The 26,021-nt window shown below is 45.9% G+C and carries 20 protein-coding genes; 11 read left to right on the forward strand and 9 right to left on the reverse strand.

The features are described from left to right. Positions 1–104: 104 nt before the first annotated feature. The 3 genes from lhgO to A8140_RS22285 form a co-directional block, all read right to left on the reverse strand. Positions 105–1,337 carry an L-2-hydroxyglutarate oxidase gene (lhgO, locus tag A8140_RS22275; protein WP_005530170.1) on the reverse strand — a complete coding sequence of 411 codons (1,233 nt, stop codon included), beginning with the start codon at positions 1,335–1,337 and terminating at the stop codon, positions 105–107. A gap of 8 nt (positions 1,338–1,345) precedes the next feature. Continuing rightward, entirely contained in the window at positions 1,346–3,469 is a 2,124-nt protein-coding gene (locus A8140_RS22280) for a TRAP transporter permease (RefSeq protein WP_005530172.1), read from the reverse strand. A gap of 88 nt (positions 3,470–3,557) precedes the next feature. Further along, the gene (locus A8140_RS22285; RefSeq protein WP_005432575.1) at positions 3,558–4,568 is read right to left on the reverse strand and encodes a TAXI family TRAP transporter solute-binding subunit; all 1,011 of its coding nucleotides are present in this window, start codon (positions 4,566–4,568) and stop codon (positions 3,558–3,560) included. Between the two features lie 833 nt (positions 4,569–5,401). Between A8140_RS22285 and brnQ the strand changes: the two genes are divergently transcribed. Next, entirely contained in the window at positions 5,402–6,712 is a 1,311-nt protein-coding gene (brnQ, locus tag A8140_RS22290; RefSeq protein WP_005530176.1) for a branched-chain amino acid transport system II carrier protein, read from the forward strand. A 66-nt stretch (positions 6,713–6,778) separates the two neighbouring features. On the opposite strand, the gene A8140_RS22295 is transcribed toward brnQ, so the two are convergent. Beyond that, positions 6,779–8,128 (reverse strand): sigma-54-dependent transcriptional regulator, encoded by a 1,350-nt coding sequence (locus A8140_RS22295; RefSeq protein ID WP_005530178.1) that lies wholly within the window; start codon positions 8,126–8,128, stop codon positions 6,779–6,781. A gap of 174 nt (positions 8,129–8,302) precedes the next feature. Here A8140_RS22295 and A8140_RS22300 point away from each other — a divergent pair, with 174 nt between their 5' ends. Continuing rightward, the gene (locus A8140_RS22300; RefSeq protein WP_005530180.1) at positions 8,303–10,363 is read left to right on the forward strand and encodes a sensor histidine kinase; all 2,061 of its coding nucleotides are present in this window, start codon (positions 8,303–8,305) and stop codon (positions 10,361–10,363) included. A 147-nt stretch (positions 10,364–10,510) separates the two neighbouring features. After that, positions 10,511–11,902, forward strand: a complete 1,392-nt coding sequence (locus tag A8140_RS22305; RefSeq protein WP_005530182.1) for a glycoside hydrolase family 1 protein — start codon at positions 10,511–10,513, stop codon at positions 11,900–11,902. Positions 11,903–11,989: 87 nt separating this feature from the next. Here A8140_RS22305 and A8140_RS22310 read toward each other — a convergent pair whose 3' ends face one another. After that, on the reverse strand, positions 11,990–14,026 hold the full coding sequence (locus A8140_RS22310; RefSeq protein WP_005530184.1) for a PhoX family protein: 2,037 nt from the start codon (positions 14,024–14,026) through the stop codon (positions 11,990–11,992). Between the two features lie 219 nt (positions 14,027–14,245). On the opposite strand from A8140_RS22310, the gene A8140_RS22315 reads away from it, so the two are divergent. Beyond that, a complete protein-coding gene (locus A8140_RS22315; RefSeq protein WP_005432583.1) occupies positions 14,246–14,584 on the forward strand; it encodes a YggL 50S ribosome-binding family protein in 339 nt (112 codons plus the stop codon). A 683-nt stretch (positions 14,585–15,267) separates the two neighbouring features. Here A8140_RS22315 and A8140_RS22320 read toward each other — a convergent pair. Beyond that, on the reverse strand, positions 15,268–16,134 hold the full coding sequence (locus A8140_RS22320; protein WP_005530187.1) for a helix-turn-helix domain-containing protein: 867 nt from the start codon (positions 16,132–16,134) through the stop codon (positions 15,268–15,270). A 167-nt stretch (positions 16,135–16,301) separates the two neighbouring features. Between A8140_RS22320 and A8140_RS22325 the strand changes: the two genes are divergently transcribed. Further along, positions 16,302–16,547 carry a hypothetical protein gene (locus tag A8140_RS22325; protein WP_005530189.1) on the forward strand — a complete coding sequence of 82 codons (246 nt, stop codon included), beginning with the start codon at positions 16,302–16,304 and terminating at the stop codon, positions 16,545–16,547. Positions 16,548–17,047: 500 nt separating this feature from the next. Beyond that, positions 17,048–17,950, forward strand: coding sequence for a LysR family transcriptional regulator (locus A8140_RS22330; RefSeq protein ID WP_005530190.1), 903 nt, complete (start codon positions 17,048–17,050; stop codon positions 17,948–17,950). Here A8140_RS22330 and A8140_RS22335 read toward each other — a convergent pair. Both A8140_RS22335 and A8140_RS22340 read right to left on the reverse strand, forming a co-directional pair. Beyond that, complete coding sequence (locus A8140_RS22335) at positions 17,915–18,265, reverse strand: DUF5329 family protein (protein ID WP_005530193.1); 351 nt, start codon at positions 18,263–18,265, stop codon at positions 17,915–17,917. The two genes, A8140_RS22330 and A8140_RS22335, sit on opposite strands and share 36 nt — an antisense overlap. Before the next feature lie 93 nt (positions 18,266–18,358). Then, complete coding sequence (locus A8140_RS22340) at positions 18,359–19,372, reverse strand: MBL fold metallo-hydrolase (protein ID WP_005530196.1); 1,014 nt, start codon at positions 19,370–19,372, stop codon at positions 18,359–18,361. 155 nt (positions 19,373–19,527) lie between these two features. Here A8140_RS22340 and A8140_RS22345 point away from each other — a divergent pair, with 155 nt between their 5' ends. The 3 genes from A8140_RS22345 (at position 19,528) to A8140_RS22360 (ending at position 21,863) form a co-directional block, all read left to right on the forward strand. Further along, positions 19,528–20,142, forward strand: coding sequence for a TetR/AcrR family transcriptional regulator (locus A8140_RS22345; RefSeq protein WP_005530198.1), 615 nt, complete (start codon positions 19,528–19,530; stop codon positions 20,140–20,142). 323 nt (positions 20,143–20,465) lie between these two features. Beyond that, entirely contained in the window at positions 20,466–21,371 is a 906-nt protein-coding gene (gene rimK / locus A8140_RS22355; RefSeq protein WP_005432587.1) for a 30S ribosomal protein S6--L-glutamate ligase, read from the forward strand. Positions 21,372–21,434: 63 nt separating this feature from the next. Further along, positions 21,435–21,863, forward strand: a complete 429-nt coding sequence (locus A8140_RS22360) for an ATP-dependent zinc protease family protein (protein WP_005432588.1) — start codon at positions 21,435–21,437, stop codon at positions 21,861–21,863. A gap of 59 nt (positions 21,864–21,922) precedes the next feature. Here A8140_RS22360 and A8140_RS22365 read toward each other — a convergent pair whose 3' ends face one another. Then, positions 21,923–22,672 (reverse strand): MBL fold metallo-hydrolase, encoded by a 750-nt coding sequence (locus tag A8140_RS22365; protein WP_005530202.1) that lies wholly within the window; start codon positions 22,670–22,672, stop codon positions 21,923–21,925. A gap of 336 nt (positions 22,673–23,008) precedes the next feature. Here A8140_RS22365 and speA point away from each other — a divergent pair, with 336 nt between their 5' ends. After that, entirely contained in the window at positions 23,009–24,919 is a 1,911-nt protein-coding gene (speA, locus tag A8140_RS22370) for an arginine decarboxylase (RefSeq protein WP_005530205.1), read from the forward strand. A gap of 1 nt (position 24,920) precedes the next feature. Continuing rightward, the gene (speB, locus tag A8140_RS22375) at positions 24,921–25,841 is read left to right on the forward strand and encodes an agmatinase (RefSeq protein ID WP_005530207.1); all 921 of its coding nucleotides are present in this window, start codon (positions 24,921–24,923) and stop codon (positions 25,839–25,841) included. Positions 25,842–26,021: the final 180 nt, after the last annotated feature.

The raw sequence follows: 26,021 nt of genomic DNA on the forward strand, positions 1-26,021 counted from the left end.
TCAATCACCAAAGTAAAAGCCAAACTTCCAGCACACCCGACACTAATAACCTAACAAACAAAGTCATTATTTTTCTGGGGTACTTCTAGTTTGGCTTTTTACTGTTAAACCGCCTCGGTTTTTGCCTCTATCTTCTCATTCACTTTATCGCAAATGTACTCCCCAATCGGCATTGCAGATGTCGCTGCGGGAGAGGGTGCATTGCAAACATGCAGGCTTCTTGCGCTCTCGGCAAACAAGAAGTCATGAACCAAAGTGCCATCAGATAACACCGCTTGCGCGCGAATACCCGCAGGATATGGTTTGAGATCTTCGACCTTGATGCTTGGGCAGTATTTGTTGACCAACTTGAGATAGCCCGGCTTCCACCACGAGTTCTTAAACTCATCCAATCCGGTTTTTAGATGCTTTTGTGTCACCTTCCAGAAACCTGAAAAGCTGAGCATTTGCATGGTATCTTGCAGGCTAAAGTTGACCTTATCGTACCCTTCTCGCTTCCAGCCTTGCACCGCATTTGGACCAACGGTCACACTGCCATCAATCATACGCGTGAGGTGGACACCCAAAAAAGGCAAATCAGGATCTGGGATTGGGTAAATAAGATGATTCACCACTTGGTCGTGTTTGCTATCTAATCGGTAGTATTCACCACGATAAGGGATGATCTGAAAGTCAGTGGGAATACCCATCATCTTAGTCATGCGATCCGCCATCAAGCCACTGCAAGTAACCAAGAACTTGGTATTGAGCTGCATGGTTTGACCGTCTGAAATGCAGGTAAGTTGGACTTCTTCATCCTTCTCTTCGGCAGCCACTACTTTGGTTCTCAGGCTGATTTGACCACCGAGCTTTTGGAACTCTTCCGCCATCTGCTCAGTGACCAAACGATAATCGACAATACTGGTGGTTTTGACATAAATCGCGCCCAAGCCTGTGATGTTTGGCTCAGCCAGCTTGAGTTGAACTTCATCGAGTAGCTTTACGTCGATGCCGTTGACATGGCAGCGCTCATAGAGGGCATTCATACGTTCGACTTCTTGCTCATTGGTAGCAACCAGTAACTTGCCACAGTTCTCCACCGGAATATCGTGCTCGGCGCAGAACGAAATGGTTCGCTCTACCCCTCGCTTACAAAAATCTGCCTTTAAGCTGCCCGGTGCGTAGTACACCCCGGCATGAATCACGCCACTATTATGTCCGGTTTGGTGCTTGGCAAAACCGGACTCTTTCTCAACCAATAAAATGGATTTGCCTGGATGACGTTGCTGCAGTTGCCATGCTGTCGACACACCAACGATACCGCCACCAACAATGATGTAGTCATAGGCTGATTTCATGCGACCTCTTATAAAACCGATAGTTGAGATTGTTGCAATTTGAACTTGCGACCACTGTAAATAAAAATCGCGACAAATCCCGCGCAGCTTGCTACACGAACCAACATTGGGATGTCGTACCAAACCAGCAATGTACCCACCACAATCAACACAAGACGCAGCAGAATGTTTAGAGGACCTTCCAAGTAACCTTCAATCGCACCAATCAATGCATAGGTACCAATGATTGCAAAGAAGCCGACGGTAATCACCGACGTCACATCCCAACTTACCAAGCCTGTGTAGGCAATAAGTAGCGGCACAAGATACAAACCTTTGGCGATTTTCCACGCCATTAAACCGGTGCGCATTGGCGGTGTTTTTGCAATGGTTGCCGCAGCAAAAGCGGTCAAACACACTGGAGGGGTTACGTTGCTGTCTTGCGATAACCAAAAGATAATGAGGTGAGCAGCCAGCAGTGCTAAGCCTACCGCTTCCATACCTAGACTTTGCTCTAGTAGGGTTTCCATAAAGTCAGCAGGCACTAACGCCACCATTTCTTTTGCAGTTTCCAACGCCATTGGCGCATTAAGCAGTTCCAGCTTTTCTGGCGCCGCCAACATAAAGATGGCTTTTGCTTGCTCCGGCAATTGACCCGACACCATTAATTCAAGCAATTGGTTTTCCGCAATCAACTTGTACAGCGCAGGGGCAGACAGTGTACCCAAAACAATGTAAGCCGCCGTTACTGGTAACCCCATGCCCAATACCAGAGAGGCGAGCGCAATAAGAACGATCATAATGAACAAGTCGCCATTCGCCCAGCCGTCGATCATCAATGAGAACGTGTTACCGATGCCCGTGGTGCTGATCACGTTGACCACCAAACCAATACCCACAAGCAATACGGCGGTTGTCGCCATGTTTTTCGCGCCTTGCGAAAGCGCTTCGATGATCGCTTTTGGTCCCATTTTGTGATCTTTTGAGAACCAAGAAGCCACCACAACAGAAATGATCGATAGACCCGCCGCGTAAGTTGGCGTAAAGCCTTGGACCAAAAGAGTAACCAATACAGCGAGCGGAATAAGGTTGTGCCAGCCGCTAACCACGACTTTGAGTAGAGATTCATCGCTGGTCGTGATCTTCTGAACGCCGCTGCGTTTAGCTTCGATACGCACAAAGAACGCCACAGACAAGAAGTAGATAAGAGCTGGAATGAAAGAAACCGCGATGATATCAACATAAGGAATTTGCGTGTAAGACGCCATGATGAAAGCACCCGCCCCCATCACTGGTGGCATCAACTGACCACCTGTCGATGCAGCTGCTTCAACGCCCGCGGCAAAGCGCGAAGGGAAACCCGCTTTTTGCATCAAAGGAATACTGATAACACCGGTTGAAACCGTATTTGCCACGCTAGAGCCAGATACGGAGCCCATCAAGCCCGAGCCAATTACTGCGATAAAACCGGGACCGCCGATGATTTTGCCAGCCGCCGCACGTGCCACATTGATGATGTAATCGCCGACGCCAGAGCGAACAAGAAACGCACCAAACAGAATGAACATGAATACAAAAGTCCAACTGATGCGTGAAATAGAACCGAACATGCCCTCTGAAGAATAGAAACTGCGGTAAAGTAAAGTTTCCATACTCAAACCCGGGAAGTGGAAAATACCGGTTGCCCACTTACCCCAAAGCACAACGTAGCTTAAACACACCACAATCAGCACTGGAATAAACCAGCCCATAGTACGTCGAATCAGTTCGATAACAATCAAGATGGCCAAGATGGCGAACACCCAATCGCTGGTCACGAACTTCACACCGCGTTCGTACAGCGCGTCTTCGGCATAAGGAATGTAGAGCAAGCACGCGACGGCCCCCATGGCAATCAACACATCGACGCCCAGTGCAATCTTACTCTGCTTGAGAGAGATATGGGCCGGGTACCAAAGCGCACAAATTACTGCAAAACCAGCAAAGTGAGTGGCAGAAATCCATAACTCCGGTAACGTCGATAAGGTATTAAACCAAATGTGCAAAACAGATAGCATCACGGCAAACACTGTGATTGTGGTCGTTACCCACGGAAAGTCTGTGCGCGTGGGCAGCTCAAACTTCTGCAATTCCTTCTCTATTGAGTCGCTCATCTTATACTCCAAGCTCTAGCGGCTTTTTTCGTTTTAAATCGTTTGTAGGGATTAGATGCCCCAAGCCAGTGCTCGGGGCGAGCTGACGTTATTTCGCCATTAGGTCTGATGGGATTTCGATGCCCATTTCTTTGTAGTAACGCGCGGCACCTGGGTGAAGAGGTACTGGCAAGCCAGCAATTGCTTTTTCCATCGCCATTGCTTTGGTTGCTTTATGAATACCTTGTAGGAATGGCAAGTTCTCGTATATTGCTTTCGTTAGCTGGTATACGTCTTCTTCCGAGATATCTTCACGAACGGCCAAGAAGTTTGGTTGTGCGATAGTCGTGATCGGCTTGTCCAGACCTGGGTAGGTGTTGGCTGGGATCTCGTATTTCGTCCAAAGGTTATAGTGGCCATTCGCCTCTTTGATTTGTTCGTCTGTAAACGAAAGAATCGAGATGTCTTTACCAAGCGCAGCAAAAGCTTGAGTGACCGCCCCAACGGGGACTCCCGCTGGCGTGTTCATGCCGTCAATAGTGCCGTTTTGAAGCGCACTCGCGCTACCGCCGTAGCCCATGTAGGCTAGATTGAATTTATCTGGGTCGACATTCAGACCTTTCATGATTTGACGACCAGAATTCTCTGTACCAGAGTTTTTCTTACCGATGGAGAACTTCTTACCATCTAGGTTGTTTAGATCTGTCACCGTGCCCGTTTTTGCTAGGTCAGAGCGAACAATAAAGTGCTCAACATTTTGCCACAGCATAGAGACTGAACGCAGCTGCTCTTGGCGACCACTCTTCTCATAAGGACCTTCGCCAGACCAAGCCCACGCACCGTATAAGCCCTGCAGAATCGCGAACTGGGCTTCGTTTTCGTTCAACAGTTTGACGTTTTCACCAGATCCAGCAGAGCTAATAGCAGAGAGGGAGAAGTGATGTTTAGGTGCTAATTTCACTTTACTTAATGTCGCCAGTGCTACACCCACTGGGTAGTAAGTTCCGCCTGTCGATGCCGTTGCAAGAATGTAGCTACGCTCTTCCGCTACTGCATTAGCAGCAATACCAAAAGAAGTCACAGCGACAGCTAAAGCTTTTACCAGCTTATTCATTTTCATTATTACTCTCCGTGTAGTCGTTTCACGATTTGGATTTACAAGGCATTAAACCTTCATTAACAACAAATAGCCTAGAGCAATAGAAATGCCAACTTTTAAGCTGTTGTATTTATTGAGATAAAAATCAAGACCCCGTATAAATGAGCAAAATCATGCTGATTTGATAACAAAGCGATAAGCAAGATATTGCCTATTTCTGAGGATAAATTTGTGCAACTACACAGCAAAAGGTTAATGAAATGTGATCTGGAATGAAAAAATGCTCCGTTTGCCGATGAGCAATATTTTGCCGATGAGCTCTTGGGCTGAACCGGAGCTAAAGCGTCTTAACAATAAGAAGAAACAGCGCATCATTCTAAACTGCTCACTTTATCGGCGGAGCTTTGCAGCCTAAACGACTACAAATAGCACAAAAATACAGCAAAACAAGCAATGTTACAGAAATGAAAAGTCATTTATTCTGATTTTGAATTTAAAAACCAGTTCGATCCACCAGTTCAGAAACAAACATTGACCGTATCAACTTATTTTCTTCTTCGGGGTTGTGCCAATGGCCCCATGTTCGTTAGGGTAACAACACGCCAAGGCAAACGTATTCCTTGGTATCTTTTCGTCATTAAGGATCATCCATGTCAGCAACTGCGCAATCACAATTCGCTTTAAAACGCCCATCTGGCGTTGCTGCTGCGATCCTCCTGCTCTCTCTGGAACTGATTCAGAGCTGACAGGCTATATCTAAACTTTCTGTCAGCTTGAGAAGAAGCTGACGGGAACACCACATACTCCTCCCATTCCTTTCAGTTTCTTCCAAGCGAAACATAAGAGGAATAACAATGTTAAGCGCACGCAATATCGCCGCTTTGGGCTTCATGACTTTCGCCATGTACTTAGGCGCGGGTAACCTGATCTTCCCTCCATTTTTGGGTTATCAAGCAGGTGAAAACTTTCTGAGCGGGATGTCTGGCTTCCTCTTGACGGGTGTAGGTCTGCCTGCAATGGCACTAGTAATGGTGGCTATCGTTAACGGTTCAGACAAACTAACCGCAGCCCTACCTAAACCTTTGGCAACCAGTTTTTGGGTGATGGTGTTTATCGTGATTGGCCCTGCGTTCGTAATACCACGTGCGATTACTGTGGCCTACCAATTTAGCTTTGCACCAATGTTTGGTGATGCCGCTTTGGTGCCTTTCACTATTGCCTTCTGCGTTATCACCATTTTATTCGCCCTATATCCGGGTAAGTTGGTCGACAACCTAGGTAAGATCTTAACTCCTGCTTTGATGGCTATCTTGGTGATCATGTCTGTGACCGCATTGGTTTACCCTGCTGGCGAACTAACCACAGCAACAGGTCCATACGTATCTGGCGCATTTGCTGAAGGCTTAACCCAAGGCTACATGACAATGGACGCGCTAGGCTCTATAGGTTTTGGTTGGATTATTTTCCGTGCGATTCGCAGCATGGGGGTAGATTGTCCGAAAGCCACCGCAAAATACACGCTAATCGCCGCTTTGATGTACGCGGTTGCGATGGCATTTGTTTACATCTCATTGGCTTACATTGGCTCGACGAGCTCATACTTAGGTTCTGAATTCAGTAACGGTGGCGATATCCTAACGGCGTTCACCTTCAACCACTTTGGTGCGTTTGGTTCACTATTGCTAGGTGCCGTAATGGTATTGGCTTGTTTGACTACTGCTATCGGCGTAACCACTGCAGGTAGTGAGTTTTACGATAATACTTTCAGCAAAGTGAACTACAAAGGCTGCGTTATTACGACCATGGTGTTGGCAGGTTTGATTGCTAACGTAGGTCTGGAGCAACTATTGGCTATCACATTGCCTGCGGTTGTGGTGCTTCACCCAGTGGCGATTGCATTGATGATCATGGCACCCGTGCGCAACAAGATGTCACAGTTCATGGTGGTAGCGACGGCGTTCACTGCTCTAGTGTTTGGTTGTGTTGATGCGCTGCACATCCTAGGTTACATGCCAGAAGCGGCAAACCAATGGTTAGACAGCAACATGCCGCTGTACCACTACTTTGCAAGTTGGATTGTTCCGACGATCGCTATGGTGGTTGTGGGCGTAGTATTTACCCGCAAGGCAAGCCAACAAAAAGCCGAGTTGGTGAACCAAGCCTAGATCGGCAAGTACCTTAACAAATAAGTACCTCAACAAAAAACGGCTTCCTAAGTAAAGCCGTTTTTTCTACGTGTAATCAGAGCGATTCAACCCAAACTTCTGCATCTTTTGGTTGAGGGTTCGGCGTGGTAAATCTAATTCGACCATCACATCCGTAATTCTTCCTTGGTTTCGAACTAACGAATCATGTAGCACCTTGCGTTCAAAATTATGCAGCTGAATCACCAACGGCACCCCTGCATGTGTCTCTTCGTTTGTCGAGGAAGGGCGACTAGAGAGAATTTCCATAACCGAAATGGTGTTGTCTAACGCGAACCTTATGGCCACGTTTCGTAGTTCCCGCACATTGCCCGGCCACGCATAAGCAAGAATGGCTTTTCTATCGGCTTCACTCACAGGCCGGCAGTTTGGGTTGTTCTTCAAGGTGAAATGTTCGAATAAGATCAATGCGTCTTCTTCACGCTCTCTCAGTGGCGGTAGATAGATCTGCGCCACATTAAGGCGATAATATAAATCCTGACGAAAGTCGTCATGATCATTGAGATCTTCTTTCGCCGCCGCGATCACCCGTAAATCAACAGAGATTTGTTGGTTGCCACCGACTCGCTCTATGGTGTGTTCTTGAAGAGCGCGCAATACTTTCACTTGCATTGACAGGGGCATACTTTCTACTTCATCAAAAAACAAGGTGCCCTTATCTGCGTATTCAAGTTTACCAATGCGCTTTTTGGCCGCGCCGGTAAATGCACCAGCTTCATGGCCAAATAATTCGCTCTCGAACAGCGTTTCAGGAATTGCGCCACAGTTGATAGGCACAAAGTGATAGGATCTCCGTTGGCTCTCATTATGCAAACTGGTGGCCACCAGCTCTTTACCACAACCTGTTTCACCATAAATGATCACGTTAGTATCAATTCGCGCTAGCTTGGCAACTTGCTCCCTTAGTTTTTGCATCACTTTGCTTCGCCCAACCAACACTTCTTCTAAGCCGCTGATGCGAGAAAGATACTCCTGACGATCTTGAGTAGAAGTTTGTGCGCGATAATTCTCAACGGCCTCAGTCACGCGTTGAGATAGACGCTCTGGCAGGAAAGGCTTCTCAACAAAATCAAACGCACCGCGTTGTAAAGCACCAACGGCCATATCGACATCACCGTGGCCAGTGATCAAAATAATCGGAGTTTGAATGTGGTTGGCAATCAGGCTTTCTAGTATCGATAAACCGTCGATGTCTGGTAGGCGAACATCACTCACAATGGCATCAAATTCTTGGCTAAGAATGGCGGCTTTGCCCTCTTCCCCCAGACTGAATGCCGATACATCAAATCCCGCCAGCTGTAACCATTGGCTAGTTGCCTGACGAACAATATCGTCGTCTTCGATAAGTGCAATTTTAGGGGAGTCGTTAAAAGCCATACGTTACTGCCTGATTTATAAGTATAGGAATTCATCGTGGTGTGCTAACGGTAGCAAAAACCACTGTGGAGGAAAGGAGCTAGATCTCACTTCTTGCTTACAAGTCTTTAACATCCAAACGGTTAGGCGCACTCTTTCATAGTCGAAAAAGATCAATACCATTATGGGGTCGGTATGCAGCGTAGAAGAATTGGCAAAACATGGCTTGTAGTCGCACTTGCATCCATGCTGATTTTGTCTTGCTATATCGCCAGTCGAGAGGTTGCTCGTCAATGGTTGAGTGTCGAGACTCAAAACGAAGCTCAACAAAAGTTGCTCGACTATATCGGTGAAGTTCGCCGGGCTCTTAAACGCTTCTATCACCTGCCATACCTTGTGACCAATAACCCGGAAACCATTGCGTTTGTAAAAGGGAATCTAACTTATTACGAGCCGCTACAAACCCAACTGACTCAACTGGATAAAGCCGCTAACACAGAAGGTTGGCTGATCCTGTCTAACTCTGGCGAGGTATTGGTATCGAGTTTAATCGAAGAGCGCTTTAGCCTGTCTGACCGAAAAGCGATTGTGGAACAAATTCACAATCAAGCTGGTGGTGTCTCTTTGGTGAACAAAACCAAAGGCTCCAGCCCGCTTTATTATTTGGCCGCTCCTATCTATGACGGCTTGAATATCGCTGGCATTGTGGTAGTACAAATCAACCTGAGCCTATTGACTGAGCAAACCATTACCAGTCAAGACATCATCACATTGCAAAATCGCCAGCAGCGTTTCTTCCTATCGAGCAGCCCAGTCTATAACGCAGACTGGTTTAACGAACCGAACAACACAGTCCAGTTAGAAACTCAGCGCTTATACGACAACACCAATATCAGAGCATGGACACTCAACCATCAACGCTATTTTGCACATACCGTGAAGCTGGATGACTTGAATTGGTACGTCAGCTACCTCACCCCTTCCAAACCGATTCAACAAACTATTAATGTGATTGGTTGGAGCGTAGCGGCGCTGCTCCTATTGATCGTCTTGCTTGTCATCATTGGCTTGCAACGTCGCCAAAAACACATCAACCAACAACGGATTCAAGCCCTTTTGGAAGAGTCCCAACGCCGCTTGAAGCAAATGATCAATAAGACTCACGTTGGTTTGTTATTGATTGACGAACAAGGGCAACTGTTTGACCTCAACCCGATGGCGAAGCGTTTGTTTTGTTTGCCAGAGAGCGTTAATCGACACACTTTTGCTTGGGAGCTATTTGATGCCGGTAACCCAAATTCCACCACTCTCAAGTTACTTAAAGATCTACCTAAACATAAAGAGCTCGCAGAGATCAGCACGGTCGAAACCATCGCCAAAAGGAGTGATGGCAGCGTCTTCCCTGTTCTGTTCTCCCTGACCAGTTTCCCTTGGCATGGCGAGCAGTATTTCCTTGCAACGATCATAGACATCAGTAAGCGGAAAAAAGCCGAGCAATCACTACAACAGGTCAACCAAGAACTGGCACAACGTGTAGAAGAGCGAACTCAAGCGCTGAAAGAAGCACAAAGCCAGTTAATTGAATCGAGCAAAATGGCAGCCTTAGGTCGTATGTCGAGCGCGATCACTCATGAACTTAATCAGCCGCTAACGGGCTTGCGTACTCTGCTCACCACTAATGAGCTATTGGCTGAACGAGGTGAAACCGACATGATGAAAGCCAATAACGTCTTGGTACAGAAACTGATTGATCGCATGGCAAGCATGACCAGTCAGCTAAAAACGTTCGCTTACAACAAACCACAATGTTTACAAGCGATTTCCCTTACCTCTGCACTCGAAGAAACATTGCGTGTTTACCAATCTCAACTAGACAAGGTGGATGTACGGGTCCGTGTTCCTCGAAATTTAAACAAGATCATGGGAGAAGAACAACGACTGCTGCAGGTGCTTGGCAACCTTGTATCGAACGCATTGGATGCGATGGGCAACACCACTAATCCTCAGCTCAACTTGATCGTCAATCCAACGGCAAATCAGGTAGAACTAACGGTGAGTGACAATGGCTGCGGCGTCTCAGATGAGATGCTCGAATCGATGTTTGAACCCTTCCAAACCTCAAAGAAAATTGGTGAGGGGCTAGGGCTGGGTTTAGCGATTACGGCCAACAATATGCGTGATATGAATGGACAAGTTACCGTGCACAAGAATGAACAAAATGGACTGACTTTCACTTTATTGTTCAAATCAGCTTAAGTCGGTATTGATTACAAAATCATCATCAGAACTCGGTATCTCCCACCGTTTGAGAAAAACACGATCTTGATACAAGAATCTCACCTTGACCTACACTATTCTCAAACACAGAAAACACATACTGCAAAACAATAAAGAGTGAGAAACATGATTACGTTTCCTGAACATTTTCTTTGGGGCGGTGCAATTGCTGCAAACCAAGTAGAAGGGTCGTACAACCTTGGGGGTAAAGGGTTATCGACGTCAGACATGCTGCCAAACGGTATTTTGAGTCCGCATCAAACCCGTGAAGAACGAACGCCGGGTATCAAAGACGTGGCGATCGACTTCTACAATCGCTACCCAGAAGACATTGCGCTATTCAAAGAGATGGGCTTTAACTGCCTGCGTCTGTCTTTGGCATGGAGCCGCATCTTCCCGAACGGCGACGAACTTGAACCTAACGAAGAAGGTTTGGCGTTCTACGATAAAATTTTTGATGAACTGGCGAAGCACGATATCCAACCTTTCATAACCTTATCTCACTACGAAATGCCTTACGCACTGGTCGAGAACTACGGTGGTTGGGGCGATCGTCGCGTGATCGAATTCTTCGAGCGTTATGCTCGCACCGTGCTTGAACGCTACAAAGACAAAGTGAAGCTGTGGTTAACGTTCAACGAAATCAATATGTCTCTGCATGCGCCATTTACTGGTGTTGGTTTGCAAGAAGACGCTAGCGAACAAGAGATTTACCAAGCGATTCACCACCAGTTAGTGGCAAATGCGAAAGCGGTAAAACTGTGTCAGCAAATCGTACCGAACGGCAAGATTGGTAACATGCTGCTTGGCGCGATCAACTACCCATACACCTGTAACCCTGATGACGTGCTGGCAGCAATACAAGAAAACAACAAATGGTTGTTCTTCGGTGATGTACAAACTCGTGGTCAGTATCCTGGCTATATGAAGCGTTACTTCCGCGAAAATGGCATTGAAATTCAGATGGAAGCAGGTGACTTAGAAGAGATCGCATCGGCAAGTGTCGACTTCATCTCATTCAGCTACTACGCAAGTGGCTGTGCGAGTGCAGACCCAAAACAGAAAGAAGTAGGTAACATCGTCGATAGCGTACCAAACCCATATCTTGAGAAGAGCCAATGGGGTTGGTTGATCGATCCAAAAGGCCTGCGAGTTTTGTTGAACTTCCTTCACGATCGCTACCAAAAGCCACTGTTCGTCGTAGAAAACGGCTTAGGTGCACGTGATGAAATCGATGAAAACGGTGAGATTCAAGATGATTACCGCATCGCTTACTTGAACGATCACCTTGTGCAAGCACACGAAGCGATTCTTGATGGTGTTGAGTTGATGGGCTTCACTAGCTGGGGACCAATCGATTTAGTCGCAAACTCAACCGCTGAAATGAGCAAGCGTTACGGTTACATCTACGTTGATCGCCACAACGATGGCCAAGGTACGTTAGAACGTAAACGTAAGCAGAGCTTCTTCTGGTATCAAGATGTCATTCGCACTGCAGGCGGTTCTCTCAAAAGCTAGTTTTAGTAAGCAACTCATCAGAAACAACAAAGCCCTGCAAACGCAGGGCTTCTCTTATTCCCGATATTCAGTCGTACAACCTAGTGGCTACACACCAATTTCACCACCGTCTTCACGACGAATAACCACCGTTGCTGCACGTGGGCGCAGTGTCATCCCCGCTGGTGTCTCTTCCGCAGCATTGTCGCTATAAGGCCAGTTACCTGGGTGCTGAATGTTCACGAACAAAGACTTGTAATCTGGGCTGATGGTAAATCCTGTCACTTCACAGCCGTTAGGACCAACAAAGAAACGCTTCAGCTCAGCTTGGTTTTCTACGCCGATCACTTCTTGCGTGCCGTTTTCATCCGTCAGCTTTGAAGGTACAACCGCAAGCATTTGGTCATTAGTGTAAGACGTCACTTCATCTGCACCGTTATCCGTTTGAATCCACAGAATGCCACGAGGGTCAAACGCTAAGCCGTCTGGGCTCGCAAATTGGTTGAGCTCGGTCAAGCTAGAACGGTTAGTGTCCGCATCACCGTTTGCTGGAGAACCAAACACGAAGATATCCCACGTGAAGTCTGTTGCCGCTTCGCCTTCGTCCCAGCGAATTACATGACCAAACTTGTTGTTCAAACGTGGGTTTGCAGGGTTAGTTTCCTCTGTGCGCTTGGTGTTGTTCGTTAACGTCAGGTAAACCGAGCCTGTGAATGGATCCACGGTACACCACTCTGGGCGATCCATTGGCGTCGCACCAACGAGGTCGGCTGCGCCCGCCGTATTGAGGATGATTTCTGCCAACGAATTGAAGCTATCTGCCAAAGTGCCACCAGAAACTGTCGTACTATCTAGTGTCAGTGGCAACCAAGTACCAGAGCTGTCTTCGTTGAAGCGCGCCACATACAGTGTGCCTTCATCCATATATTTATCGCCCGTTGCCAAACGGTTTGCTGGATTAGTATCTGCTGGATCCCACACTGCCGCTGACTCAAATTTGTATAGGTACTCAAAGCGAGAGTCGTGGCCAGAGTAAAAGACCACAGGCTTACCTTCTTCAAGCTTACCGAAAGTACAACCTTCGTGACGGAAGCGACCTAGTGCAGTACGCTTCTTAGCACGTGAGTTTTGCGTGTAAGGGTCGATCTCAACGATGTAACCATGGCCGTTCGCTTCATTACGGTAATCATCTAATGCACTTGCGCCCGTAGGCTCAACATTGAAGCGCGTAAACTCGTCCAAACGTTCTTCAGCGTTGCCCGCCAACGTTTCCCATAAGTAGCGAGTGCGTTCATCATCTACACCAATACGATCTTGCTCTTCAGTGCGAACTCCTGCGTTGACGAAGTAGCCCGGCCAGTTCTCTTCACACGTTAGGTACGTGCCCCAAGGCGAGAAACCATTACCACAGTTGTTCAGTGTGCCACGTGCTTGGCTGCCATCTTGAGAGAAGCGAGTCACAGTCAATTCTGTATTTGCCACAGGACCAGATAAGTCCATAACTGTCGCGCCAGTGTAACGGCGGTTTAGTGGATCGGTATCCACCAGCTTCCACATGTTGTCTTCAAGTTGAACGCGAACCACGGATACACCGTGCGCGTTAATTTCTTTACGAACTTCGTCGACGATAGTACGCACGCCGCCCACAACGGTTGGACCGCTAGGATGCAATGCTGAAGTATCAATGTACTCGTGGTTAATACACAACAAGCCATCAGTATCACTGTCATTTAGTGAGAAGAAATGCATGCCGTCATGATGCATACCAAGCGCATTGAGCTGATCAGCACTCGTATTGCTGCCATCGTCTTTCCAAGCATTACCTTGTGCATTTAGAGGTGTGCCCCAAGGTACCAAAACTTGTGCGACATAACCTTGCGGAATCGAAACTGCATCCGTCAGAGAGCCCGGAATAGAATCAAAATTCAATACTGCGCTAGACACGTTAGACCCATTGCCAGCTGAAGTGCCAGAGCTAGAATCGTTGCACCCAGATAAGCCAAACGCACCAAAAGCGGTCATCGCACTGATACCTAGGCCACCTTTTAGGATACTGCGTCGAGATAGGCTCGCTTCAAGTACTTCTTCAAAAGGCTTGTTATTACTCTGGTTGTAACGCGTCGCGTCGAAGGTTTCCTTACTCATGGTGTTGCTTTCCTAGTGTTAGGTTGAATTATAAGTTTGTTAATTATCAAGCGAGAGGAAGTTTGGAAGAGAAAAGTGACAGAAGTAGTCCATCTTTATGAACTTTGTGTTTAGAAAATGTTATAAAGCACCCATCTATTCTATGTACTCCCGATTTTGCTTGGGCAAAGCCTGTTTTGGGGGTATAAGGTGTACTCAAATCATCCACGAGAGATAATCATGAAACTAGATAAAATCGATAACAAAAATCGTCGTCTACGCAAAAAGCTATTCCTAGGTGAATTCGCAATCCTAGGTTTTGAAATCAGCTGTGAAACAGACATCAACGACTTCGATCGTTACGATGCATTCGTTGATGAGTTTATCGACTATATTGATGGTCTAAACCTATGCTTTGGCGGCGGTGGTCTAGAGCTGTTTGAAGGCTTCCTATGTTCAACAGAGCGTTACGAAAGCGCAACTGAAGAACAGAAAGCGCAAGTTTTGGCTTGGCTACAAGCTCGCCCAGAAGTAAGCAGCGCAAAAGCTGGCGACTTGGTTGACGCAAACTACCTGTAATTGCGGAATCACTCTGTAACACAGGGTTGAGCAAGTAATAGAGAAAGCTGGTCTTCGGACTGGCTTTTTTGCATTTAAGGCGATGGTTTTGTGCTGAGATGTTGAATCTAGAAAGAGTGGAACGTTTGGTTGTTTTGGAAGCTTAGAGTCTTGGAAAGTATGGATGTGCCAGATAATTTTAGAGCTGGCATGTTATGGAAGGTAATTCGTCCATTGCCAGCTCAGTGTCACGAGTGTGGTTAACTATGCTTTTTTGGTAGCGTCAGTTTTTGTGTCTTTCCAGTATTGAATACGTACACGATGCAACTGTGCTCTTCTCATCTTTTTCATAGCAATCTCCCTCATTTATATAGGTAGCGCTCATCATGAGCTTATTGTCTAAGGTTGTTTCCCCTTCAATCTATCGGGGAACGAATAAATTAACCGTGATTGATTTCACAACATAATGACAAAACACGACGCGTTACAGTCAATTTTTGAACAGTTCGACTGTGTTTTATCGTATGGCAAGGGTCAACCTATCCACTGAATATGACAGATTAATGGCAATCAAGTTCCCTATTTAATCTGTCATTGAATCTTAATAATGATTCTTCAACAACCTAGCAAATAATATACAAGTTGCACATGAATTCTCACTCAACATCAAAAAGAGGGCACACCTACCAAAACTAAGCAAGAGGCTAGGGCTGAATGCGTTGCTGGTAATGTTGTCGGTAATCTCGCGGGGTAAGCCCTTTGTAAGTTTTGAAATGGCGATTAAATAAAGCTTGATTCCGATACCCTACTCGCTCAAACACAATCCCGATCGGTAACTCAGTCGATTGCAGCAATTCCGCAGCGTGATTAATACGCAGCTTCATCAAGCGCTGGCTAAAAGGTTCTTTAAAGTGCTTTTGAAATAATCGAGTCACGGCACTTTCACTGAGCGATAAATCGTTCGCTAAGTCGGCAAGGGTTATTTTATGAGCAAAGTGCTGCTCAAGATACGTATTGACCTTAGCAACCCGCTCTCTTTCTTGTTGCTCATGTTCACTCAGCGAGAGGTAAGAATGCGTCATCAGTGTTTTTGCGGCTTCATCATGGGCAAGCAAAGAAAGAACGTGAATAAAACGGGCAAGCTGTTCCATTGCAGGGACTTTCATCAGCTCATGCATCAAGTCCACCACTTGTTGGGCCGTTCCCTTAGAAAAGACCACACCTTTATTGGCCGCTTTTAATAACGGGTCCAGTTTACGTAGCTCCGTGCAATAAAACATGAGATTGGAAATCCACTCACGCTTAAACCAAACCACGTGTGTCTCACAATTGTCTTTCGAAGACGTAGAGCAAAAAGAATGCGGAACGCCAGGGGCAATCAACAACATCTGATTATGTTCGATATCCATCTCGAAATGGCCGACATTTAACACTCCCTTAAAATGACGATGAATAACCAACTCATACACATCATCATGAAAGTGTAAATCAGACTGCTTTGTTGACTCATCAATTCGACGATAGCGCCAAGAAAAGCCTGGTCTCTGAGGTATTTTTTCAATGTACGCCATTCATCACCCTGCTAGATAATATTGCTCTACGCGTAAATAGTATCAGTAATACAGGTCGATTCTTCATTACGCCTCAATAGTATTGATATTGAGCGGCATACTATCAACTTGGCCTCACTTCGATCCTTATTCTTGCCTCGTAAAGACAAGCTAATTAAGGAGCAGCTATGAGTAATTTAAAAACCAAACTACGACAAATCATGCGAAAAACTCGCGATGAGTGGGCCATGTTTGCAGTAAAAGAGATGGGGATATCATCTGAAACTGTCGCTAAATCTTATGGCTACCGTTCGAGTTGTGATCTTGAGCAAACTCTTAAACAAGGCGAAAAAGACGCCAATTCGTACATTGGCTCGGAGTCTTGTGCGAGATCTCTCACAAGCGATGTAAGTAAAACGACCATTTTTGACTAAGAACAAATCGAACAACTAACCTAAGCATATGAAAAATAATAACTATCCTTTTTTAAGCAATATTCACTGCCAAAGTTTTTTTATCTAGCTGATTGAGAGTAATCAGCAAAACAACAATACTAAATGTGTTGACAGGAAGTTGGCGGGAACAGGAAAAAAGCCTAAAGGATTGGGTATCTTCAGGATGAAGATTTGGTAGCTTAGGATGAGTTATCAGCAAGGATGTAGTTAAACTCTAGGACAGAGTTCGCCCGTCAGGACGATAGGCAAGAATGGACACCGCTAGGAAGGCGATGAACAAGGAACTCGGTTAAAGGATTTAGCCACAATCAAGGATAGATGCAGGGAGCACCTATTAGTAGCCGGATTGCTGCGAAAAAGAATAAGCCCCGTCTGGGAAACCAGGCGGGGTTTTATTTTGCCTGTCATTTATCTGCCACTCTGCGTTCTGCTATGCATCATGCTATTATTTCAGCAATTTTTCTAGCAAACGACGTCCTATGCTGAATCCTGTTTGGTTACATACATTCAAAACTCTTGTCGAAGTCGGTCACTTTACTCAGACGGCAGAAAAGCTCTACATGACCCAGCCCGGTGTCAGTCAGCACATAAAAAAGCTTGAGCAAGCTTGTCAGCACCCATTGATTAAACGCGAGAACAAAAGCTTCGAGCTCACTGAACAAGGCCGCATGGTGTATACCTACGCGCTAGAACTTGAAGAAAAAGAGAAAAGCCTACTTGAAGACTTAAGCTTTGATGACCTACACGCAGGATACTGCAAACTCGCCTGTTCTGGCGCACTTGCTTTGATGCTGTTTGATCCGCTACTTGAAAAGCAAAAACGACATAAAGGCTTATCGATTCACCTAGAAGCAGCCCCTAACCAATCTATTCTTAATGGGGTTGCAGAAGGGCGAATTGATTTGGGCATCGTGACTTACTCACCGAATAAAAGCGTGTTCCAAAGCGAGCAAATTGGGCGAGAGACATTATGTTTGATCTTGCCTAAATCCTACCAAGGAAAAACCCTCACACCGGAACTACTTAAAAACTGTGGTGTGATTGGACACCCAGACGCCGAACATTACATGACGCTCTTTTTCGATCAATGCGCAGAACCCTCATTAAAAGAGGTCAAAGTCAGTGACATGCCACTCTCAGGATATGTGAACCAGTTAAGCCAGATCTTATTGCCAGTGAGCAAAGGACTCGGCTTTACCGTTTTACCGCGCAGTGCGGTGGAGAGCTTTTCGTTAAGAGAAGAGTTGTATGTCGCCGAGTTAAAACAACCGGTGTATGAAGATTTATTTTTGGTGAGAAAACGCAGCCGCACATTGCCACTGCGCTACCAAACCATCAAACAGGTCTTATTGAATGTGATCGGTACTGCTGTTCATCAATGATGTCAGCCATTCTTCACTAGTAATACGCTTATCTTGGCAATCCACCCAATATGGCTTGCCAGATAACCAACTCTTTGACGCCACCTCTTTTATAAACACATCCACAGAATCAACGTCATCTTTGGCATAATCCCATTTGTTGCGCATGTGTTCTGCCGCCTCGCGATTGGTATACGCCTTGCAGTTACGGATAAAGGTGCAAGAGGATTGCTCAACTCGTTTTATCAACGTCGAGATATCTTCCTCTAACTCTGCTAATGCAAAGGTAGGCAGAATACTTAATGTAAGTAGCAACGACCACTTTGCTTTCATCATAGCTTTATCCTTATCCCTGACCACGTAACTACTACCAAGTAACTTCTAATAAGTGGCTTAACTATTCAACTGTTTGGCTGTTTAGCTCGGCAATTATTGCCACCACGCCTTAACTGGCTGAGGCTCAGCAAGCGCCAAACGTTGCCCAATCTCAGGGCTAACTAAAGTCACACCACGTTCTTCACTGATGTCTAACGCACGTTGCATTGGTTCATTCCAATCGTGCATTGACAAATCAAATGTACTGTTATGAATTGGCATCATCACTTTACCCTGCACATCAATGTGTGCCTGGACACTCTGCTCCGGGAACATGTGAATATCTGACCAAAGGTCATTGTATGCGCCCGTTTCAATCATTGTGAAATCGAATGGACCGTACCTTTCACCAATCTCTTTAAAGCCATTGAAGTAACCTGAATCACCGCTAAAGAACACTTTATTTTGCTGTGCGTTGATAACCCAACTGCCCCACAGCGTCGTATCGCGGTCTGTCAAACCTCGACCAGAGAAGTGCTGAGTCGGAGTCAGTGTATATTCAATACCGTCGACAGAATGTGACTCCCACCAATCTAGCTCGACCACTCTTTCCTTAGGCACGCCCCAGTTCACCAGTAATTGCCCCACTTTCAAAGGCACCAAGAAAGTTCCAACCTTGTCACCAAGCTCTTTAATCGAGGCTTTATCTAGATGGTCGTAATGGTCATGGCTGATCACCACGACATCGATACTTGGCAAATCTTGCAAAGTGATTGGTGTTTGGTGGAAACGCTTTGGTCCTGCCCATTGGACAGGAGATGCTCGGTCACTAAAGACAGGATCGGTCATCACCAACTTACCATCAAGCTTCATCAACACGCTCGAATGACCAAGACGGTATATGACGTCATCTTGTTCTTCTAGTAGTTGTGTCGCAGTCATCGCATTCACTGGAATTTCAATTGTTGGGGTTGGATTCGCACGCTCAGTTGTGAAATAAGCTTTCATGATACCGAACATATCGCCCAAACTGCTTTTGTATTCCAACTCGGTGTTTGCAAATTTGTCCGGGTATGTTGGCGCTTTTTCAGTATCAACATTAGAACAAGAAATCATTGATGTACCCATCGCGAACGCTCCTACTGTGGCTAGCAAAGTTTTTTTCATAAAAAGTAAACCCGAACAAAAGTAAACTACACGGTGCAGTTTACATTCAAATTATCAAAAGTAAACTACTTAGTGTAAAATAGATCCAGAAATGATCTTCCTAACTTAACAAGTTTATGAATGTAAAAAGAAAAAGTCGTAGCGAGACCAAAAGAGAAGCGATTCTATGCGCGGCGAAACAAGCGTTTCAAGAATTTGGGGTGCAAAACACCAGCATGGATAAGCTGTCTTCAATCGCTCAAGTATCAAAGCGAACCGTCTATAATCACTTCCCTTCTAAAGAGGCGATCGTGACCGAGTTGCTGACGGAGCTTTGGCGCTCATCAATGATGGACAGCGATATTGAACGTTTACCCACACTGCCGCTGAAACAGCAATTGATTGAATTGCTCTACAGTGAGATCGTCGTCGTAACGGAACCTAACTACATTGAATTAGCAAAAGTCGCGTTTGGACACTTTTTGTTTAAGCCGGAAGATCTCAAAGAACAAGCTGAACGCATGTCAAAACAAGAAACCGCGTTACATCGTTGGCTCACCGAACATGCCCAAAACGGTGCGCTTAAGATCGAAGATGTGGGTGTGGCAAGCATTCAGCTACATAACTTACTTAAAGGCAGTGCATTCTGGCCACAGTTAATGGGGATGCGTGCTTCTTTAACAGAGGAAGAGTCCAGAGCGCTAGCCACCCAAACGGCTGTACTCTTCTTAAGTCACTATAAAAACAACTAAAGTAAAGCGGTCAAATAGCCGCTTTTTTTAGTTTTCTCACATCGAAAAATGATGAATTTTTGGCTCAATTTTCTTTTTCTCACCCTTGACAGGCGCACGCAATAAGGCGTGAGAGTTCAATAAATTATTTTTGTTGTGTCGATGATATTTTTTCGTTTTCATATAGTGAGAAAACGCCCTAAGGTGCGCACCTCTGACGACGTGGTTGTCCAACCACAATTCTAAATCGTTGAAGCGAGTGGATGCTGTCACATCAATTAAACCCACTCACTATACTCTATGTTTATATTTTTAATTTGGTACTGACTTACTAAGGAATTGCCATGCGTATTGCTATTCTTTCTCGTAATGAGAATCTATATTCAACCATGCGCCTAAAGCAGGCGGGTGAAGAACGCGGACATCAAGTTGATGTTATCGATACTCTGCACTGTTATATGGATATTACGAGTAACAACCCTAAGATTCGTTACAAGGGTGAAGAATTGCCAAAGTATGACGCGGTTATTCCACGCATCGGTGCATCTATCACTTTCTACGGTACAGCGGTTGTACGTCAATTTGAAATGATGGGCACATTCTGTGTAAACGAGTCAGTAGCAATCAGCCGCTCTCGTGACAAGCTACGCTCTATGCAGCTGCTATCGCGCAAAGGCATTGGTCTACCTCGCACAGGTTTTGCTCACCATCCTGACAACATTCAGGACGTGATCAAAAACGTTGGCGGTGCACCTTTGGTTATCAAGCTACTTGAAGGTACTCAAGGTATCGGCGTTGTACTTGCTGAAACAACAAAAGCGGCAGAAAGCGTAATCGAAGCATTCATGGGTCTAAAAGCGAACATCATGGTGCAAGAGTTCATTGAAGAAGCAAATGGTGCTGATATCCGCTGCTTCGTTGTAGGTAACAAAGTTATCGCAGCAATGAAGCGTCAAGCTAAAGAAGGTGAGTTCCGTTCTAACCTTCACCGTGGTGGTTCTGCTGAGCTAGTAAAACTAACCAAAGAAGAGCGCGCAACCGCGATCAACGCAGCAAAAGTCATGGGGCTAAACCTATGTGGTGTTGATATTCTTCAATCGAAAAACGGCCCTGTTGTGATGGAAGTGAACTCTTCTCCAGGTCTTGAAGGCATCGAAACTGCAACAGAAAAAGACGTTGCAGGCATGATCTTCGACTTCATCGAGAAGAACGCAAAACCAAACGCTAACCGTACACGCGGTAAAGGCTGATAATTGTTTGAGTGAGAGCCTATAAACCGGGCTCTCTTTATCACTCATCGCTAGGATGACACTATGAATCAGAAAATGATCATTGGGAACGCCGAAGCAATTTGCTTACCTGAGTTAGGGATTACTCATCTTGAAGCGCGTATTGATACAGGCGCACAGACTTCTTCTCTGCACGTAGATAACCTAGAGTGCACAGAGCAAGACGGTCAGTCATACGTAGAATTCGATCTACACCCAGATGTTTACCACTTAGAACAAGTGGTTCGCTGTAAAGCTCCACTGAAGGCGAACCGCAAAGTGAAATCATCAAACGGAACGTTCGAGCACCGCTGCGTGATCACGACAATGCTACGCATGGGCGACCAAGAGTGGCCTATCGACATCACGCTGACTAACCGTGAAAAGATGACCTACATGATGTTGCTAGGTCGTCAGGGTATGGCAGACAAAGTTCTGGTAGACCCGAGCCAATCTCACTTATTGGCTCCATAATTCCCGTAGCTTCAGATGAGCGAACTCCGTGGTCGCTCATCTGGCTCTTAAATACTATTCTAACTGCCCTTCTCCTGTTTATCGTTCTTTCTTCTCAGTACAGATCGCATTAATCCTTTCAGTTTTATCTTCGTCACTCGCCAGTGCGTAATGGGTCTAACCGGTGCGGTATTGATGATGTGTTGATACGCGTCTTCATCAAACTCAACTTCACCACCATGTGCGGCCAATAAACAACTCGGATTCATCTCAAAAACGCGCTTTAACGAACGGCGATATTGGTTGGGATGAAAAATAGGAAACGGCGCAACCAAATGGCTTTTTACCTGCACCATCAAATCCGCGACATAAAGCACATCTTGCTCAGCATGATAAACCGATAAATCTCTATCAGTATGCCCCGGTGTTTCCAATATCTGCCAATCAGTAAAACCGGGAATCACCTCTCCATCCACCAGCTCGATATCCGGTCTTAGTTTTCGTGAATACCAAAGGTTACACTTAGGTTTGCGCATTCGGTTCGCCATCCAACGCGCCAAAATCAAATCCGTAAGATGCATCAACCAACCATCTAAACCACCATACCAGTGCGTTTCTCGCTTTGCTGCCAGAAGCTGACAACCAGTGAGATCTCGTAACTTGTGCGCTGCACCAGCGTGGTCTGGGTGCATGTGGGTAACGACGACCAGTTTTAGGTCAGTGAACGGTCGATTGAGCTGATGCTCGATAAAATCTTTAAGATGAGGGATATCCGCTCGACTGGCGCCATCAAGCAGCATTAATTTGTCTGGGTACTCGGCAAGATACATGGTTTGGATGTATCCCTGAATTCTGTGCAGCTGCAAAACATGTCCTTGTTTTGTTGAGTCTTTATTCTTATTTCTTATCGACCAAATCCTTACTGGTCAGACCAACTATAACAGTAGAGTGGACACTCTGTTAAATAAATGTTTACACCGCAGTTCGACAATAATTACTAATCGAAAGAACAAATTTTAATCATTAGACTCTGGTTGAGTTTTATCCGTTAATGCGTGCACACGGAGTTCGTGTCAGGGTATGAGGTTAGCGCCTCATGATTTGCTTTTTTGTATTTTCTCCTCTGCTTCCTATGAGGGCTTAAATACATTTTTGTGAGAATCGAGTTGGAAAAAGCAACTAAATTAGACCGCATCCGCGCGGACTACAACGTTCACTACTGGAGCCAAGGCTTCTACGGAATTGATGACCAAGGCGAGGTATACGTATCTCCTCGTAGTGACCGTGCACACCAAATCCCTTTCAGTGCGATTGTTAATGAGCTAGAAGCTAAGCAGTTGAACCTGCCTGTATTAGTGCGCTTCCCGCAAATCTTGCACCAACGCGTGCATGGCATTTGCCAAGCTTTCAACCAAGCAATTGAAGAGTACCAATATCCAAATAAATACCTGCTGGTATACCCAATTAAAGTAAACCAACAGCGTGAAGTGGTTGATGAGATCTTAGCAAGCCAAGCACAGCTAGAAAATAAACAGCTGGGCCTTGAAGCAGGCAGTAAGCCAGAGCTATTAGCAGTATTGGCACTGGCTCAACAAGGCAGCTCCGTGATCGTGTGTAATGGCTACAAAGACCGTGAATACGTGCGCCTTGCACTGATCGGTGAAAAGCTAGGCCACAAAGTATTTATCGTACTAGAGAAGCTATCTGAGCTTGATCTGGTACTTGAAGAAGCAAAAAGCTTGGGTGTAACACCACGTCTTGGTTTGCGTATCCGCCTTGCGTCTCAAGGTGCAGGTAAATGGCAAGCAAGCGGGGGTGAGAAATCGAAGTTCGGTCTATCGGCATCTCAAGTATTGAGCGTGATTGATCGTCTAAAACGCGAAGACCAGCTGGACACCATGCAATTGGTTCACTTCCACCTTGGCTCACAGATGGCAAACATCCGTGACGTGCGTAATGGTGTAAACGAATCAGCACGTTTCTACTGTGAATTACGTGCCATGGGTGCAAACATTGATTACTTCGATGTTGGCGGCGGTTTAGCAGTAGACTACGACGGCACACGTAGCCAATCTTCGAACTCGATGAACTACGGCCTTGCAGAATACGCGCGCAACATCGTGAATACGGTAGGTGATGTGTGTCAGCAGTACGAACAACCGATGCCAGTGATCATCTCTGAATCGGGTCGCTCTCTAACGGCACACCACGCGGTGTTGATTTCTAATGTTATTGGCACAGAAACGTACCAACCGGAAGAAGTGTTCGAGCCAGCGGTAGATGCTCCGTTCTTGCTACAAAACATGTGGCGAAACTGGGAGAACCTGCAAGATGGTACGGATGCGCGTGCATTAATTGAAATTTACAACGATACCCAAAGCGATTTGGCTGAGGTTCACTCACAATTCGCTACTGGCGTACTGAACCTTGAACAACGTGCGTGGGCAGAACAACTGTCGCTGCGCATTTACTTCGAGCTAAGCCGTCAAATGAGTACCAAGAACCGTTTCCACCGTCCTATTTTGGATGAGTTGAGCGAACGTCTTGCGGACAAGTTCTTCGTGAACTTCTCTCTTTTCCAATCCCTGCCAGATGCATGGGGTATTGATCAGGTGTTCCCTGTTCTGCCTCTTTCTGGTCTTGGTGATGTGGAAGAGCGTCGTGCGGTGATGTTGGACATCACTTGTGACTCCGATGGTGTGATTGACCATTACGTTGATGGCCAAGGTATCGAGAGCACACTACCAGTACCAGCATGGAGCAAAGACAAACCGTACCTAATGGGCTTCTTCCTAGTAGGCGCATACCAAGAGATCCTTGGTGACATGCACAACCTATTTGGTGATACCCACAGTGCAGTAGTCAATGTTGATGAAGAAGGTCAGTTTGAGATCAGCTACATCAACGAAGGTGATAGCGTAGAAGACATGATGCGCTACGTTCATATCGACGTAGATGCGATTCGTGACAATTACAAACAATTGGTTTCAGCACGTGTTAAAGCCAGTGAACAAGAACAAATCCTAGCTGAACTAGAACAAGGTTTGGCAGGCTACACCTATTTAGAGGACTTCTGATATGAATGATTTGTTTACTAAAACCGATTATTCGCTTTACTCCAACTCTATGTCGTTTCTACGTCGACCATACATCAAAAATCCAGTATCGGCAGACGCAGACGTTGTAGTGCTGGGGGTTCCTCTGGACATGGCGACTTCTGGTCGTCCTGGTGCGCGTATGGGTCCAGATGCGATCCGCCGTGCGTCAGTAAACCTTGCTTGGGAAGGCAAAAAGTTCCCTTGGGACTTCAACGTATTTGATAAATTGAAAGTGATCGACGCAGGTGACCTTGTGTTCGATTGTGGTGATGCTGAAGATTTCACTTACCGCCTAGAAGCAGCAACAAGTGAGATTCTAAAGAGCGGAAAGACAATGCTAGGCTTGGGTGGTGATCACTTCATCACGCTACCAATCCTACGTGCTTACGCAAAACACCATGGTCAAATGGCACTAATTCACTTCGATGCGCACACTGACACATACGCAAACGGCAGTTCTTACGACCACGGTACTATGTTCTACCATGCGCAAAAAGAAGGCCTGATCTCTGCAAAGAACTCAGTTCAAATTGGTATTCGTACTGAATATGACCAACAAGATCACGGCTTCAATGTGATCAACGCGATGCAAGCGAACGACATGTCGGTAGAAGAGATTCTGGCAGAGATTCGTCGCACAGTTGCGGATAAGCCTGTGTATGTCACTTTTGACATCGACTGTCTGGATCCAGCATTTGCACCGGGTACAGGTACACCAGTTTGTGGTGGTCTGAACTCAGATAAAATTCTGAAGATCATTCGTGGTTTCGCTGGCATGAACATCGTAGGTATGGACGTGGTAGAAGTCTCTCCTCCTTACGACCACAGCGATGTAACGGCCTTGGCTGGCGCGACTATCGCACTTGAGTTGCTTTACGCCTACGCTTCAGGTCGTGAATAACGAAAGTTGTTCTCAATGAGCACAGAATTTCAAGGGGAGCTTCGGCTCCCTTTTTCGTTTTCAACCCCCAACAAAAATAGATTAGATTTTCTAATCCAAATCATAGATTTTTATCTTGCTCAACTTCACACTTTTTGATTGCTAAGTCAGCACTCAAGCTCTAATATCTCGCGCCTAGAT

Origin of the sequence: Vibrio campbellii CAIM 519 = NBRC 15631 = ATCC 25920 (genome assembly GCF_002163755.1) — a bacterium.
In the GTDB taxonomy this organism is placed as follows: domain Bacteria; phylum Pseudomonadota; class Gammaproteobacteria; order Enterobacterales; family Vibrionaceae; genus Vibrio; species Vibrio campbellii.

Coding starts and splice junctions, on each gene's coding strand:
- A8140_RS22285 (WP_005432575.1), bottom strand. CDS start 4,568: ATGAAAATGAATAAGCTGGTAAAAGCTTTAGCTGTCGCTGTGACTTCT.
- A8140_RS22305 (WP_005530182.1), top strand. CDS start 10,511: ATGATTACGTTTCCTGAACATTTTCTTTGGGGCGGTGCAATTGCTGCA.
- A8140_RS22280 (WP_005530172.1), bottom strand. CDS start 3,469: ATGAGCGACTCAATAGAGAAGGAATTGCAGAAGTTTGAGCTGCCCACG.
- A8140_RS22365 (WP_005530202.1), bottom strand. CDS start 22,672: ATGTATCTTGCCGAGTACCCAGACAAATTAATGCTGCTTGATGGCGCC.
- A8140_RS22330 (WP_005530190.1), top strand. CDS start 17,048: ATGCTGAATCCTGTTTGGTTACATACATTCAAAACTCTTGTCGAAGTC.
- A8140_RS22315 (WP_005432583.1), top strand. CDS start 14,246: ATGAAACTAGATAAAATCGATAACAAAAATCGTCGTCTACGCAAAAAG.
- A8140_RS22335 (WP_005530193.1), bottom strand. CDS start 18,265: ATGATGAAAGCAAAGTGGTCGTTGCTACTTACATTAAGTATTCTGCCT.
- A8140_RS22340 (WP_005530196.1), bottom strand. CDS start 19,372: ATGGGTACATCAATGATTTCTTGTTCTAATGTTGATACTGAAAAAGCG.
- A8140_RS22300 (WP_005530180.1), top strand. CDS start 8,303: ATGCAGCGTAGAAGAATTGGCAAAACATGGCTTGTAGTCGCACTTGCA.
- A8140_RS22295 (WP_005530178.1), bottom strand. CDS start 8,128: ATGGCTTTTAACGACTCCCCTAAAATTGCACTTATCGAAGACGACGAT.
- A8140_RS22310 (WP_005530184.1), bottom strand. CDS start 14,026: ATGAGTAAGGAAACCTTCGACGCGACGCGTTACAACCAGAGTAATAAC.
- brnQ (WP_005530176.1), top strand. CDS start 5,402: ATGTTAAGCGCACGCAATATCGCCGCTTTGGGCTTCATGACTTTCGCC.
- speB (WP_005530207.1), top strand. CDS start 24,921: ATGAATGATTTGTTTACTAAAACCGATTATTCGCTTTACTCCAACTCT.
- rimK (WP_005432587.1), top strand. CDS start 20,466: ATGCGTATTGCTATTCTTTCTCGTAATGAGAATCTATATTCAACCATG.
- A8140_RS22345 (WP_005530198.1), top strand. CDS start 19,528: ATGAATGTAAAAAGAAAAAGTCGTAGCGAGACCAAAAGAGAAGCGATT.
- A8140_RS22320 (WP_005530187.1), bottom strand. CDS start 16,134: ATGGCGTACATTGAAAAAATACCTCAGAGACCAGGCTTTTCTTGGCGC.
- A8140_RS22360 (WP_005432588.1), top strand. CDS start 21,435: ATGAATCAGAAAATGATCATTGGGAACGCCGAAGCAATTTGCTTACCT.
- lhgO (WP_005530170.1), bottom strand. CDS start 1,337: ATGAAATCAGCCTATGACTACATCATTGTTGGTGGCGGTATCGTTGGT.
- A8140_RS22325 (WP_005530189.1), top strand. CDS start 16,302: ATGAGTAATTTAAAAACCAAACTACGACAAATCATGCGAAAAACTCGC.